The 14,392-nt window shown below is 64.7% G+C and carries 14 protein-coding genes; 5 read left to right on the plus strand and 9 right to left on the minus strand.

Annotation, left to right across the window (positions count from 1 at the left end; translation table 11 throughout):
• Nucleotides 1-124: 124 nt before the first annotated feature.
• From IVB45_RS16040 to IVB45_RS16050, 3 genes are all read right to left on the minus strand, one after another.
• Nucleotides 125-1,987, minus strand: coding sequence for an ABC-F family ATP-binding cassette domain-containing protein (locus tag IVB45_RS16040; protein WP_247360620.1), 1,863 nt, complete (start codon nt 1,985-1,987; stop codon nt 125-127).
• A 71-nt stretch (nt 1,988-2,058) separates the two neighbouring features.
• Nucleotides 2,059-2,232 (minus strand): hypothetical protein, encoded by a 174-nt coding sequence (locus IVB45_RS16045; protein ID WP_247360622.1) that lies wholly within the window; start codon nt 2,230-2,232, stop codon nt 2,059-2,061.
• 217 nt (nt 2,233-2,449) lie between these two features.
• On the minus strand, nt 2,450-2,701 hold the full coding sequence (locus tag IVB45_RS16050; protein WP_247360624.1) for a sulfur globule protein precursor: 252 nt from the start codon (nt 2,699-2,701) through the stop codon (nt 2,450-2,452).
• A 310-nt stretch (nt 2,702-3,011) separates the two neighbouring features.
• Here IVB45_RS16050 and ndk point away from each other — a divergent pair, with 310 nt between their 5' ends.
• Together ndk and IVB45_RS16060 are read left to right on the plus strand one after the other, a co-directional pair.
• Nucleotides 3,012-3,434, plus strand: coding sequence for a nucleoside-diphosphate kinase (gene ndk / locus IVB45_RS16055; protein ID WP_007591953.1), 423 nt, complete (start codon nt 3,012-3,014; stop codon nt 3,432-3,434).
• A 45-nt stretch (nt 3,435-3,479) separates the two neighbouring features.
• Nucleotides 3,480-4,340 carry a TerC family protein gene (locus tag IVB45_RS16060; RefSeq protein WP_027569692.1) on the plus strand — a complete coding sequence of 287 codons (861 nt, stop codon included), beginning with the start codon at nt 3,480-3,482 and terminating at the stop codon, nt 4,338-4,340.
• A gap of 59 nt (nt 4,341-4,399) precedes the next feature.
• Here the strand turns inward: IVB45_RS16060 and ppx are convergent, their stop codons facing one another.
• The 4 genes from ppx to IVB45_RS16080 form a co-directional block, all read right to left on the minus strand.
• A complete protein-coding gene (gene ppx / locus IVB45_RS16065; protein ID WP_247360625.1) occupies nt 4,400-5,902 on the minus strand; it encodes an exopolyphosphatase in 1,503 nt (500 codons plus the stop codon).
• A gap of 15 nt (nt 5,903-5,917) precedes the next feature.
• Complete coding sequence (locus IVB45_RS16070; RefSeq protein ID WP_247360703.1) at nt 5,918-8,110, minus strand: RNA degradosome polyphosphate kinase; 2,193 nt, start codon at nt 8,108-8,110, stop codon at nt 5,918-5,920.
• Between the two features lie 128 nt (nt 8,111-8,238).
• Nucleotides 8,239-8,916, minus strand: a complete 678-nt coding sequence (locus tag IVB45_RS16075) for a DnaA/Hda family protein (protein WP_247286374.1) — start codon at nt 8,914-8,916, stop codon at nt 8,239-8,241.
• 93 nt (nt 8,917-9,009) lie between these two features.
• Nucleotides 9,010-9,552 (minus strand): CDP-alcohol phosphatidyltransferase family protein, encoded by a 543-nt coding sequence (locus tag IVB45_RS16080; RefSeq protein ID WP_027569696.1) that lies wholly within the window; start codon nt 9,550-9,552, stop codon nt 9,010-9,012.
• Between the two features lie 155 nt (nt 9,553-9,707).
• On the opposite strand from IVB45_RS16080, the gene purM reads away from it, so the two are divergent.
• Nucleotides 9,708-10,781, plus strand: a complete 1,074-nt coding sequence (purM, locus tag IVB45_RS16085) for a phosphoribosylformylglycinamidine cyclo-ligase (RefSeq protein ID WP_027569697.1) — start codon at nt 9,708-9,710, stop codon at nt 10,779-10,781.
• Nucleotides 10,781-11,434 carry a phosphoribosylglycinamide formyltransferase gene (purN, locus tag IVB45_RS16090; RefSeq protein ID WP_247360627.1) on the plus strand — a complete coding sequence of 218 codons (654 nt, stop codon included), beginning with the start codon at nt 10,781-10,783 and terminating at the stop codon, nt 11,432-11,434. Before purM ends, purN begins: the two co-directional genes overlap by 1 nt.
• A gap of 98 nt (nt 11,435-11,532) precedes the next feature.
• On the opposite strand, the gene IVB45_RS16095 is transcribed toward purN, so the two are convergent.
• On the minus strand, nt 11,533-11,739 hold the full coding sequence (locus IVB45_RS16095) for a cold-shock protein (RefSeq protein ID WP_007591938.1): 207 nt from the start codon (nt 11,737-11,739) through the stop codon (nt 11,533-11,535).
• 379 nt (nt 11,740-12,118) lie between these two features.
• Here IVB45_RS16095 and IVB45_RS16100 point away from each other — a divergent pair, with 379 nt between their 5' ends.
• Nucleotides 12,119-13,258: an autotransporter outer membrane beta-barrel domain-containing protein gene (locus IVB45_RS16100; RefSeq protein WP_247360629.1), complete on the plus strand. Its 1,140-nt coding sequence runs from the start codon at nt 12,119-12,121 to the stop codon at nt 13,256-13,258.
• A gap of 79 nt (nt 13,259-13,337) precedes the next feature.
• Here the strand turns inward: IVB45_RS16100 and IVB45_RS16105 are convergent, their stop codons facing one another.
• A complete protein-coding gene (locus IVB45_RS16105; protein ID WP_027517562.1) occupies nt 13,338-14,378 on the minus strand; it encodes a LysR family transcriptional regulator in 1,041 nt (346 codons plus the stop codon).
• Between the last annotated feature and the right edge of the window lie 14 nt (nt 14,379-14,392).

The following is a 14,392-nucleotide window of genomic DNA, read 5'->3' on the forward strand; positions in this document are numbered from 1 at the left end:
GAGCGGGTTTAAGCCACCACGGTAAAGACCAGCCCATTCAACAGCTAATCACCGGGTAGCAAAATACCGGTACTGTGCATGGGGTTGTTTTTGCGATTTTGATGTCGGCCCGGTCGTGGAGGCTTCAACCCGCCGCCTCGTCGAACTGCGTGCTCGCCTCGAGCCACTGCTCCTCGGCGCGCACCAGCGCGTCGGCCGCATTGGCGCGTGCTTTCGACAGTTGCGCGGCCTGCTTGGGGTCGCGGGTGAAGATGTCGGGCAGGGCCAGCGCAGTGTCGATCTTGCTGATGATCGCGCTGACGCGGGCGATCTCGGTTTCGGCTTCCGCGATACGTTTCTTCAGCGAGCCGCGATTGTCCGATCTCGGACGCTGCGGCTTCTCGCTCGCGGCGCTGCGCTCGCGCGGGGCGGGCTCGCCATTGCGCGCGGACAGCACCAGGCGGCGATATTCGTCGAGGTCACCGTCGTAATTGGTCACGGTGCGGTCGGCGACGATCCAGAGTTGATCAGCGCAGGACTCGATCAGATAGCGATCGTGCGAAACCATGATGACGGCGCCGGGGAATTCGTTGATGGCTTCGGCGAGCGCTGCGCGGCTGTCGATGTCGAGATGGTTGGTCGGCTCGTCCAGGATGATCATGTTGGGGCCGAAAAAGGTCGCAAGTCCCAGCAGGAGGCGCGCCTTCTCGCCGCCCGACAATTTTCCAACCTTGGTGTCGGCCGCCTTGCCGGAAAAGCCGATGGCGCCGGCGCGGGCGCGTACTTTCGCTTCGGGCGCCTCGCCCATCAGCTTGCGGACGTGGTCGTAGGTCGAGGCATCCTCGTTCAGTTCGTCGAGCTGGTGCTGCGCGAAATAGGCGATCGACAGCTTGTCCGCGCGCGTCACCTTGCCCGAGAATGGCGCGAGGCGGCCGGCGAGCAGTTTCACAAGGGTCGACTTGCCGTTGCCGTTGGAGCCGAGCAGCGCAATGCGGTCGTCATTGTCGACGCGCAAGGTGACGCGGTTCAGCACGGGCGTATTCGGATCGTAGCCGACCACGACGTTGTCGGCGGCGATGATCGGCGGCGACAGGATTTTCTCCGGCGCGGGAAAGCTGATCTCGCGTACGTCCTGGGTGACCAGCGCCGTGATCGGCTTCAGCCGCTCCAGCATTTTCACGCGTGACTGCGCCTGCCGGGCTTTGGAGGCCTTGGCCTTGAAGCGGTCGACGAAGGCCTGCAGGCGCGCGCGTTCGGCTTCCTGGCGCTTGACCGCTTTGGCATCCAGCATCTCGCGCATGGCGCGCTGCTCCTCGAAGGAGGAGTAGGTGCCTTTGTAAAGCGTGAGCTTACCGCGTTCCAGATGCAGGATCTGGTCGACCGAGCTTTCCAGCAGGTCGCGGTCATGGCTGATCACGATCACGGTGAGCGGATAATGTGCGAGATGATCCTCCAGCCACAGCGTGCCTTCGAGGTCGAGATAGTTGGTGGGCTCGTCGAGCAGCAACAGGTCGGGAGCCGCGAACAACGTTGCGGCGAGCGCAACGCGCATGCGCCAGCCGCCGGAGAATTCGGCGCAGGGGCGGAGCTGGTCGGTGGCGGAGAAGCCGAGGCCGGAAAGGATGGCGGCGGCACGGCTAGGTGCCGAATGCGCGTCGATGTCGACCAGCCGGGTCTGGATCTCGGCGATCCGGTGCGGGTCGGTCGCGCTCTCGGCCTCGGTGAGCAGCGCGTCGCGTTCGAGGTCGGCTTTGAGCACGACCGAAATCAGGCTCTCGGGGCCGTTCGGGGCTTCCTGCGCGAGGCTGCCGACGCGCCAGCGAGGCGGCAGGCTCACCGTGCCGTGCTCGGCGGCGAGCTCGCCGCGGATCACCTTGAACAGGGTCGATTTGCCGGTGCCGTTGCGACCGACCATGCCGACGCGGGATCCTGGCGTGATCTGCACGGAACTCTGGTCAATCAGAAGGCGTCCGGCGAGGCGGATGGAGAGGTCGGTGATGGCAAGCATGCGGCCTTGTCACCGCACCCGCGATCAAACGCAACCCGTTTTTCCGTGTCCACGGGCCAGTGCTCGTCAACTCAGTGCGAATCGCGGTCGCGCTGCTTCAGCTCATTGAGGAGTTGCTCGAGGTGCGTCGGTAGCCTGGCTTCGGGGCGCAGACTCTGCTGGAGCCGTTCGCCCACCGCATCGCGGATCGAGCGGCTGGTGCGCCGCTCGATTTGCTCGCTGTCGTCGGCGAAAAGGCTAACCATCGCAGGGTTCCGTGTTCTCAAAGAAGCGACACGGTATCAAGTCCTTGGCCCCCAAATGGTTTCGCCACTCGCGGCGATTGCGCGGCATTCTAGCAAAAATTGTGTGAAGCCGCGCAATGGCCCCCTCCGAATACAAAACCCCGGCGCTGGGGGACGCCGGGGTTTCGCTTGGAAGGTACCTTGGGGCTCAGGTAGCTTTGGAAAGGTGCTGTCGGGCTCAGTAGCAGCGGTTGATCATCCGCCAGCGGGGTCCCCAGGGGGTCGGGACCAGCCGGCGCACATAGCAGCCGCCATAGCCGTAGGAGACGGGGCCGCCGGCATAGAACCGCGGTCCGCCCCAGCCGTGATGCCAGCCACCGCCGCCGCCATGACCCCAGCCGCCATGCCAATGAGCGGACGCGGAGGTCGGCGCCAGCGCGGCACCAAGCGCGACCACGGCGACCGCGGCGAGCGAAAGTTTCCTCAACATGGTGATCTCCTCAAAACTGCCGGCGCGGGGCTATCGCGTCGATGGAAAGGCCGCCGAAACGGTCCGCCTCGGGCAGAGGCTTTGGTTTCGATGGACCTGAGGTTATCCGAGCGAGGCTGAACCAAACCCTGACGAGGCCTTCAGATTGGGTTCATTTGGGTGAAATCGTCGTAATCCATGTTGGAATTCGGGCACTTGGCCTGCGGCGAAGCGCCCGCGAGTCGGTTTTGGCGGTCGCTTGCCGTATCGCGAACGCGCCGATATAAGCCCGGCAACTCCGAACCACCGTTTTCTCTTCAAGGACAAGATCATGGCCATCGAACGCACCTTCTCGATCATCAAGCCCGACGCCACCGCGCGTAACCTTACCGGTGCGGTTAACGCCGTGATCGAGAAGGCGGGCCTGCGCATCGTCGCGCAGAAGCGCATCCGCATGACCAAGGAACAGGCCGAGACCTTCTATGCGGTCCACAAGGCGCGCCCCTTCTTCGGTGAGCTCGTGGACTTCATGACCTCGGGCCCCGTGGTGGTCCAGGTGCTGGAAGGCGAGGGTGCCGTCTCCAAGTATCGCGACGTGATGGGGGCGACCGATCCGTCCAAGGCGGCTGACGGCACCATCCGCAAGCTCTACGCAAAGTCGATCGGCGAGAACTCCGCGCACGGTTCGGATGCGCCGGAAACCGCCGCGATCGAGATCGCGCAGTTCTTCTCGGGCAACGAGATCGTCGGCTGATCCGTCGGCCGATAAGGTAACGAGACGCGGCGGAAAGGACGTAGTGTGAACTGGCTCTGGCAGATCTTCGATCCCGCTACGATCGGGGCATTCTTCACCCAGTTCCGCGTTGAGATGGCCGAACCGACCTTCTGGGTCGCGGTCGGCAAGATCATCTGGATCAACATCCTCTTGTCCGGCGACAATGCGCTGGTGATCGCGCTCGCCTGCCGCGGCCTCAAGCCGCGGCATCGGCTGTGGGGCATGATCCTCGGTGCCGGCGCGGCGGTGCTGCTGCGGATCATCTTCACGGGCATCGTCGCGAGCCTGATGGAGCTGCCGTACCTCAAGCTGGTCGGCGGTCTTGCGCTGATCGTGATTGCGGCAAAGCTGCTGGTGCCGGAACAGGAGGACGAGGACGGCGTCGAGTCGGCTTCGCATCTGTGGCAGGCCGTGCAGATCGTGGTCGTCGCCGACATCGTCATGAGCCTGGACAACGTCATTGCGGTGGCCGCGGCCGCCAATGGCAGTGCGCCCCTGCTGGTGCTCGGCCTTGCCATCAGCGTGCCCTTGATCGTCGCCGGTGCGGCGCTGATCATGGCGCTGCTCGCAAAGCTCCCGGTCCTGGTGTGGGCCGGCGCGGCGCTGCTCGGCTGGATCGCGGGCGAGGTGATCGCGACCGATCCCGGCATCGCGCCGAGGCTGCACACGCTGTTCGACGGTCCGTTCGGCGCCTCGCTGGACAACATGCTCGGCGCCTTGCGCATCCCGCCGCAATTCGCCCATGGCGGCGGAGGCGGCGAATATCTCTGCGCAGCTCTCGGCGTCGTCGTCGTGCTGGTCGTCGGCTCCATCTGGCGCCGACGCAGCATGAGCGCGGCCGCGCTGGAATCATCCGAGCGCCACGCCAAGGCCTCGGCGGAATAGGCTTATCTTTCGAGCATGATCTTTCCGGAAAAACGCTTCACGTTTTTCCGGATCATGCGCTAGCGCCGCACGATGGAGCCGGCGCGGTTGATCAGCCGGGCGAGCGCGCGGAAGCGGCTGCCGACGCGGTCCGCGACGAGATCGCCGAGGCGGTGCTCGAACACCAGCAACAGCTGGCGGCCCACGCTGCGGAAATGCGTCGCAGGCAACACGCCCGGGCGCGCCGCCGAGATCAGATGCGCGACGCGGAAGGCCGCGCCCAGCAGGCGGGCGCGTTCGAGCTGCGCCGGCGTCAGAAGCTCCTGCATGGCGACCGGCGGCTGGTTCTCCTCGCTGAGCCCCGCATAGCGATAGAACACGGACAACCCGACGAAGGCGCGCTCGGTGTGGGTGATCGCGCCGAAATTGCCGTTGACGACGAGGCTCAGCGTCTGCTCGCCGCGATGGTCGGGATGCACGCGCCAGCCGATGTCGGACAGCAGGCACGCGGCGTGGCGCAGACGGCGGTCCTCCTCGGTCTCGCGCAGCTTCACCACGCGCGCGAGGCGGTCGGTCCAGGCGATCAGCTCGCGCGCGTGCTTTGCCGAACGTGACAGCAGCTGGTTCAGCTCCTCGGCCGCGCAGATCAGTCCGTCCTTGTTGCGTTCGGACTCCGGCAGCTTCTCGTGCAGCAGGCCCTCGCGCACGCCGAAGGTCGAGAACACGATGGTCTTCGGCTTCGCCACCCGAATGATGTGCTCGAGCACCAGTGCGGCATAGGTGAGGAGCGGGCGCCGGGCATCGGCAACGATCTCGATGTCGGCGAGCATGCCGGCGGCCGCAAGCCGGCGGAGACGACGCGAAAAATCGAGCGCCTCGGCCGCCGAAATCGAATAGCCGTGCATCACTTGGAGCGGATAGCCGCTCTGGATGATGTGGATGCGCGCAAGCGCGCGCCAGGTGCCGCCGACGGCGTAGAAGCTGCGGCCGCTCCCTGCCTTGAGCTGTGGCACCCCGTCGAGCGCTTCGCGCACGATGCGGTCGGCGCGTTTCAGGGATTTATGCGCGAGGTCCTGCAGTGCGAGGCCGCCGAGTGGCAGCGTCACGCCGCTGCGCACGGTGTTTTTGCGCACATCGATCAGTTCGAGCGAGCCGCCGCCGAGGTCGCCGACGATGCCGTCGGGATGGTGAATGCCGGAGATCACGCCGAGCGCCGACAGCCGCGCCTCGCGCGGGCCCGACAGGATCTCGATCTTCACCGCGCAGATGCGCTCGGCTTTCGCGATGAAGTCGGCGCCGTTAGAGGCGTCGCGGCAGGCGGCGGTCGCAATCGCAAACACCCGTCCGACCTGCATCACCCGGCACAGCGCACGGAAGCGCTTGAGCGAGGTCAGCGCCTTGTCGACGGCGTCGGGCGCAAGCAAGCCGGTGCTCTGCACCTCGCGGCCGAGCCCGCACAGCGTCTTCTCGTTGAAGATCGGAATGAGGCTCCGCGTCAGTCCCTCGTAGACGACGAGACGGACCGAGTTGGAGCCGATGTCGATGACGGCGACGCTCGAGCCGCGCTTGCGCGGCCGCTTCACGTCGACGATCCCGGATCAGGATTGATGACGTTCATTACGGCGCGTGAGGCGGCGCGGCGAGGATTCCTTGAGCGACTTACCACGGCCAGACAGACTCGGATTTGTCATGAAGTAGTTGTGGACGTTGAAAGGCTCCTCGCCCTTCGCGGTCTTCATACGCGTTGAGGACCCGTCCGGCAACAATTGCCAGCTCTGTTCATTGTCCTTGAGATTCGCGACCATGATCTGTTCGAGAACCTGCTGATGCACCGTGGGATTTTGCAGCGGACACAGCACCTCGACGCGGCGGTCGAGGTTGCGCGGCATCATGTCGGCCGAGGAGATATACACAGCCGCTTTCGCGCTCGGCAGGCCTTGGCCCATGCCGAAACAGTAGATTCGGCCGTGTTCGAGGAATCGTCCGATGATCGACTTGACGCGAATGTTCTCCGACAGTCCGGGAATGCCGGGTCGCAGGCAGCAGATACCGCGCACCACGAGTTCGACCTGCACGCCGGCCTGTGAGGCCTCGTAGAGCGCGTCGATGATGTCGGGGTCGACCAGCGCGTTCATTTTCATCCAGATCGCACCAGGCCGGCCGTGCCGCGCATGCGCGGTCTCGCCCTGGATGTGCTCGATGATGCGCTTGCGCAAGGTCAGCGGCGAGACCGCCATCTTTTCCAGATCGCTCGGCGCGGCATAGCCGGTGATGAAGTTGAACACGCGCGCGGCGTCGCGGCCGATGGTCGGCTCCGAGGTGAAGTAGGAGAGGTCGGTGTAGATGCGCGCGGTCACCGGGTGGTAGTTGCCGGTGCCGGTGTGGACGTAGGTCGTGAGGCTGCCGCCCTCGCGGCGCACCACCATCGAGAGTTTCGCGTGCGTCTTCAGTTCGAGGAAGCCGTAGACGACCTGCACGCCGGCGCGTTCGAGGTCGCGCGCCCAGCGGATGTTGGCTTCCTCGTCGAAGCGGGCCTTCAGCTCGATCAGCGCGGTGACGGATTTGCCGGCTTCGGCGGCTTCCACGAGCGCACGCACGATCGGCGAGTTGCTGGAGGTGCGGTAGAGCGTCTGCTTGATGGCGACGACGTCGGGGTCGCGCGTGGCCTGCTGGAGAAACTGCACCACGACGTCGAAGGATTCGTAGGGGTGATGGACGACGAGGTCCTTCTGTCGGATCGCAGCGAAGATGTCGCCGCCTTGCTCGCGCACGCGCTCGGGATGGCGCGGCACATAAGGGGTGAATTCCAGGTCGGGCCGGTCGAGGCGGGTGAGCTGCGAGAGCTCGTTCATGGCGAGCACGCCGTCGACCAGGAACACCTCGTCGTCGGCGGTCGACAGCGCGTGCTGCACGAAGCTGCGCAGCTGTTCCGGCATCTTGGCGTCGATCTCGAGTCGGATCACGGAGCCGCGGCGACGGCGCTTCAGCGCCGTCTCGAACAGGCGGACGAGATCCTCGGCCTCTTCCTCGATTTCGAGTTCGGAGTCGCGGAGGACGCGGAATGCGCCCTGGCCGTGCAGATTGTAGCCGGGGAACAGGCGGTTGATGAACAGAGCGGTGGCCTGCTCCAGGGAGATCAGCCGGACGACCTTGCCCTCGGCCGGCAGGCGGATGAAGCGGTCGATCTTGCCGGGCATGCGGATCAACGCGTTCATCTGCTTGCCGTCGGCGGCGCGCGTGAGCTGGAGCGCGATGGTGAAGCCGAGGCTCGGAATGAACGGGAAGGGGTGGGCCGGGTCGATCGCGAGCGGCGTCAGCAGCGGGAACACGTTGCTGAGGAAGTAGTCCTCGATCCAGGTTCGTTCCGCCTTGGTGACCTCCTTGCCCTCGACCAGCACGATGCCCTCGCCGGCAAGCGTGCCGCGCAGGTCGCGCCAGATCGCCTGCTGGTCGGACGCAAGCTGCGAGACGGTCCGGTTGATGAGCGCGAGCTGCTCGGACGGGGTCAGACCGTCGGGGCTGCGCTCGGCAATGCCCTCGCGCACCTGGGCCTTGATGCCGGCGACGCGGACCATGAAGAACTCGTCGAGGTTATTCGCTGAAATCGACAGGAATCGCACCCGCTCCAGCATGGGGTGGCTGGGATTGACCGATTCCTCCAGGACGCGGCGGTTGAAGTGCAGCCAAGAGAGCTCGCGATTGATGAACCGCTCGGGGCTCGATGCGATCGCCGGCGGGCCTTCGGCTTCCGGGGCTTTTTCTTTAACTTCAACAGCTTGCGCAGAGTCCATCAGAAGTCGATCCATCCAGTTCGCCCCAATTTGCGACTTACGCGCAAAATCCGCGGGAGCATGTGTTAGAGCGATGACGTTTCGATGACATTGATGTTCCGCCGCCCGGCCGCGTCAAGCCGCCTTGGTCAGACATCCCGGAGCAGCTCGGCTGCCAGGGCCCGGGTGACGGGACGGCCAAGGCGCAGGGCCTCGGTGTCCAGCAGGTCGACAGCCCGTCGGGCGGCGGCCGAGGACCGCTCCAGGCGAGTGGCGAGGTAGCCGACCACGCTCTCGTCCACCGCGAGCTGGCGGTCGGCGCAGAATTTGACGATCAGGCCGCGGAAGAGCTGGTCGTCAGGCGGCAGCAGCGAGATAACAGGGACGGCGCGGAGCCGCGAGCGCAGGTCGGCAAGCTCGATCTCAAGAGAAGCGGGCGCCTCGCGTCCGGTGAAGAGGACGTAGGCGCCGTCCTCGCGCGCCAGATTCATCAGATGGAACAGGGCGCGCTCGTCGAATTCCCTGGCCTTGGGGTCCTCGACCACCAGCGCGCCGGTGGCGAGCGCGGCCGGGACGGCTTCGGCGGTCAGCCCATTGGCCGTGGTCGAGCGGGCGCCTGAAGCCTCGGCCCAGATCGCGGCGAGATGGCTCTTGCCGCTTCCTTCCGGGCCGGCCAGCCACATGATCCGGTTCGGCCATTCCGGCCAGGCGTCGATGAGGGCAAGACCGGCGGCATTAACGGGGCCTTCGAGGAAATTGTCCCGGCTCAGGCTCTCCGCATGCGGAAGCGAAAACGCCAATTGTCGGGGATGAACGCGGCCTGGCACGCTTGCTTTGCTCCATGCCGGCGTGCCGGCTTCGTTTGACGAGATGCGACTTCATCGAGCGGGAGTTGGCCTTTTACGGGGCCGCTTCCCAACTCACTTGGCCTCGATCGTGCTCATGTGCCGCAACCACTCAACGAGATAGAGCGACACGGAGGAGAGCGTGAAGACCGTTACGAGGCCCATCAGGATGATATCATAAGGACCGGCTTTGAAGCCGAAGGCGAGGGCGGCCAGCACCAGCGCTGCGAACGCCACCTGGGCCACAGTGTTTAGCTTGGATACCTTCGAAGGCTTCATCTCCACAGGGCGGTCGAACAGCCACGATATGATCACGGCGGCGACGATCATGATGTCGCGCGAGACCACTAGGATGACGATCCAGCGCGGAATCGCGCCCCAGATGCCCAAGGCCATGTAGATCGAGACCAGCAGCGCCTTGTCGGCGAGCGGGTCGAGCAAGGCGCCGAGCTCGCTCGTCATGTTGAAGCGCTTGGCAAGGAAGCCGTCGACCGCGTCGCTGATGCCGGCGATCAGGAAGACGGCGAACGCCACCTCCATTTGGCTCGACACGATGGCCCAGACGATGATCGGGACCAGCATGATGCGGCCCAAAGTAATGATGTTCGGTATACTCACACGGCGCTTCCCGGCACCCGGCCTGACCTCGAATTCGGCCCTTTGGAGGCTGAACCGGTTGATATCTCTACATAGTATACGGAGACGCGCCATGCGAGCCATTGCGCGTCCCCGGAATTCGACGTAACCAGCCGCAAACCCACTGGAAATCGGGCATGACCGACCGGAAAAACGGCCTCACTTACGCTGATTCAGGCGTCGATATCGACGCGGGCAACCGCCTGGTCGACCTGATCAAGCCAATGGTGCGCGCAACCGCGCGGGCCGGCGCCGACGCCGAAATCGGCGGATTCGGCGGCCTGTTCGACCTCAAGGCGGCCGGTTTCAAGGATCCCATCCTGGTGGCCGCGACCGATGGCGTTGGCACCAAGGTCAAGATCGCGATCGAGACCGGCCTGCATGGCGGGATCGGCATCGACCTCGTCGCCATGAGTGTCAACGACCTCGTGGTGCAGGGCGCCGAGCCGCTGTTCTTCCTGGACTATTTTGCCTGCGGCAAGCTCGATCCGGAGGCGACCGCATCGATCGTCGCCGGTGTCGCCGAAGGCTGCCGCGAATCCGGCTGCGCCCTGATCGGCGGCGAGACGGCCGAGATGCCCGGCCTCTACAAGGACGGCGACTACGACCTCGGCGGCTTTGCCGTCGGCGCCGCGGAGCGGGGCACGCTCTTGCCGCGCAAGGACATCGCCGCCGGCGATGCCGTGATCGGGCTCGCCTCGTCGGGTGTGCACTCCAACGGTTTCTCGCTGGTGCGGAAGATCGTGGAACAATCCGGCCTCGGCTTCGGGGCGCAGGCGCCGTTTGCGCCTGTCATGACGCTCGGCGGCGCGCTGCTGACGCCGACGCGGCTCTATGTCAAATCCTGCCTGCGCGCGATTCGCGAGACCGGCGCGGTGAAGGGGCTTGCCCACATCACCGGCGGCGGCTTCACCGACAACATTCCGCGCGTGCTGCCGAACCATCTCGGTGTCGGTATCGATCTGGCGCGCCTGCCGGTGCTGCCGGTGTTCAAATGGCTGGCAGCCCAAGCCGGCATCGCCGAGCTCGAAATGCTGCGGACCTTCAATTGCGGGATCGGCATGATCGCGATCGTCGAGCCGGACAAGGTCGACGAGGTCGTGGAGGTCTTCACTGACGCCGGTGAGACCGTCGCACAGCTCGGTACCGTGATCCCGGCTGAGGGCGAGCACCGCGTCATCTATAACGGCCACCTCGATCTGGCGCTTTGATGAAACGCCGCGTCGCCATCCTGATCTCCGGTCGCGGCTCCAACATGTCCGCGCTGATCGGGGCCGCTGCTGCTGCGGATTTCCCGGCGGAAATTTCGCTCGTCATCTCGAACAAGGCCGACGCGCAGGGGCTGGAAAGGGCCAAAGCGAGCGGCGTGAAGACGCTGGTGATCGAAAGCAAGCCGTTCGGCAAGGACCGCGCCGGCTTCGAGAAGTTGCTGCAATCAGCGCTCGATCAGCACGGCATCCAGCTGATCTGTCTCGGCGGTTTCATGCGGCTGTTCACGGCCGAATTCACCAAGGCCTGGTACGGGCGGATGCTCAACATCCATCCCTCGCTGCTGCCGTCGTTCCCCGGTCTCGACCCACACGGCCAAGCCTTGCGCGCCGGCGTCAAGCTGTCCGGCGCAACGGTGCACTTCGTGATCCCCGAGACCGACGCCGGCCCAATCGTGATGCAGGGCGCGGTTCCCGTCAGCGACCACGACACGGCGAACACGCTGTCGGAGCGTATCCTCGAAGTCGAGCACCGCATCTATCCCGCAGCGCTGAGCCTGCTCGCGACCGGCAAGGTCCGGATCGAGGGCGATGTGTGCAAGACCGCGGGCAGCGGGCCGTCGGAGAATTTTCTGGTTGCGCCGTTGGTGCGGTGAAGCGCCGTCGCACTGCGAAATACTTCGTCATCACCAACAAAAACCCCCGGCAGAGCCGGGGGCAACGTCATGATCCCTCGCGCAGACCGCGAGAGAAGTCAGGAGACCTTGAGGTTCTCCGCGGATGCCTTGCCGCGGTTCTCCACGAGGTCGTATTCAACCACCTGGTTTTCATTGAGGGTGGAGAGTCCGGCGCGCTCGACGGCGGAGATGTGGACGAAGACGTCCTTGTCACTGCCGTTCGGCTTGATGAACCCATATCCCTTGGTCGGGTTGAACCATTTGACGGTGCCCTTTTGCGGCATCCTCAGTCTCCTCCGCTAGATACAAAAACGACGCGGCCGCTTTTCGCGTGCCACGCCACAAACGGGCTTCCGGTAGTCTGTTCGAGTCTTGAGTCTCAATGTCGCGAAACGCACAGTCGAGCGGCCAATTCCGATTGTGTCCGATATTGCAACATGAAAATCGCCCGTTAGCAAGCCGCGCGCGAATTTCAAGTCCGGGCCGAGTGCCGTCATCTGCAATTTACGACCTGTGGCCGGGGAACCACAATCGAGGGCAATCGCCTTGGCGATGAGGTCTGGACCGATTGACCCTCGGGGGCAGTTCAGCACAAATCGTCACGTGCAGTGTGGCGCGTGTTGCATTTTTGCGCGCCGCCATTTTGCTTTGGGATTCATCGTCATGCGCTGCACATTGCAGCTTTCCGGGACGCGGCGGGTGATTGGCGGAGACCGGGTTCGTCGGACGGCGGCCAAAGTCGCGAGTGCCATCGTGCTTGGCTTGGTGACGACGGCTGCTCCCGTTCTCGCTCAGGTCGCCCCGCCACTGCCACCGCCACCGCCTCCCACGCCGTCGGCCACTTCCACCAATTACGACCAATCGGCCGGCAACAGCGCGCTCAATCTCGGGTCGAACTTCCTGGAGCGGCTCGGCAACCAGGCATCTGGCGGCGTCAACCGGGCGTTCCGAACCAATCCCGGCGGCGGCGGCGCATCGGCCAGCGCGGAAGATCCGCGCTACCGCACCTGGTTCGAGGGCTACGGCATCTCGGTCCGGACCGATGCGCAAGGAGACTTTGTCGGCGACAAGCGGAAGACCTTTGGCGGTGTCGCGGGCTTTGGCGCGCGGCTCGCACCGGGCGTCAATCTCGGCTTCTCCGTCGACCAGAGCCACACCGACATCGACGTTCCGCTCGCGCTCCAGTCCGCGACGCTGGACCTGACTCAACTCGGCTTCAGTGGCTCCGTCGACAAGGGCCCCTGGACCTGGGCTTTCGCGCTGGTGCACGGTTTCGGCAAGGTCCGCTCCAGCCGGGATACCGGCCTCGGCCTTGCGACCGCGGGTTATCGCGCCGCAGTCGACGGCGCGTTGACCGAGATCAGCTATTACTGGACCAAGGACCAGATGCGCATCGTGCCCAAGGGCGCACTGGAATATGTCCGCGCCACCAGCGTCGCGTTCCAGGAGGTTGGCGGCCTCGATCCCCTCAATGTCGGCTCGACGGCGCTCTCTCGCGCGCGCGTCATGATCGGAGCCGAGGTCGGACGCTACTTCATCTTCGACCAGAAGATCCTGGACCTGTCCGCCTACGGCAAGTTCGTGGACAATTTCCATCAGAACCTGGGATCGGTGCAGGTCAGCCTCGGGACCCAGAGCATCGTCGTGCCCGGGATCGGCGAGAGCCGCTACGGCATGGATGCCGGCGCCTCGGCCTCGCTCAGTCTGACCAACACGGCGCGGCTCTACGTCAACTACGACGGCAAGTTCCGCAGCGAGCTGACGTCGCACCAGGGCACGGTCGGCTTCGAATATCGGTGGTGAGGCGAAGCCTGCCCACGTCCGCCCAGAGCCGGATCTGGAAAACTGCGAAGCGGTTTTCCGAAGAGATCATGTTCAAGCTTTAAGTCGGCATCGCCGCGACATAACCCGTCAATCCAAAGCCCTCGCGCGCGGCCGTCATCATTGGCGCCAGCGCGTTCGGATGGATGAACTCGTCGCGGAAACAGGGATGGATCTTGGGATCGAAGATCTTCTTCAGCCAATCGACCACGATCTTGTGGCGCTCGGAGGCGCGGAACTCCTTGTGATAGGTGAGCCAGAGATCGGCGTGGTGGCTGACGCCGAGATCGACGGCAACGAGCGGGGCGCCGAGCGCGATCGAGACCGTCGGCAGGAACCCGATGCCGGCGCCGCGCTCCACCGCATAGAGCACGCCGACCGAGGAATTGGTCTTGATCCCGACGATGCCCTCCAGCGACTTCAGTCCGAGCACGCGGGCGTAGGCGCCGTCGTCGACCTGCGGGGCGCTCTGCTTGATGATGCGGTGGTTCTTCAGCTCGGCCAGGGTCGCGGGCACGCCGTAGAGGTTTTCGTACTCCTTGGAGACGAAGGGATAGATGTGCAGCCGGCCGAGCTTGGCGACGATCAGATCGGGATTGGTCGGCGGCTCGAGCTGGATCGCGATATCGGATTCGAGCCGCGCGACGTCGGCCTGTTCCATCGCGCAGCGCAGATCGACGGTGATCTTGCGATATGTCTTCTGGAAGTCGATCAGTCGCGGCAGGATCCAGAAATTGCCGGGGCCTTCCGTCACCGCGACGCGCACGGTGCCTGACATGTCGTTCGACGATCGCGAAGCACGCCGGAACACGTTGAAGGCATGACGCTCCATATGCGCGACGTCGGCGATCATCGCGCTGCCTTCGTCGCTGAGCGTGAGCCCGCTCTGGTCGCGCAGGAACAGCTTGCAGTCGATGCTCTCTTCGAGCCGGTCGATCCTGCGCATCAGGGTGGTGGAGGTGAGCCCGAGCTCCTCGGCGGCGTTGCGGAAACTTTTATATTTTGCGCAAGCTAAAAACAGTTTCAAATCGTCCCAGGACATATCCAGGGCTTCTTCACGGTGCTGCATCATCGCAGCACCCCGGTGCAATAACTGCTGCATACGCCAGATCCCCA

This window comes from Bradyrhizobium sp. 4 (assembly GCF_023100905.1).
In the GTDB taxonomy this organism is placed as follows: Bacteria; Pseudomonadota; Alphaproteobacteria; order Rhizobiales; family Xanthobacteraceae; genus Bradyrhizobium.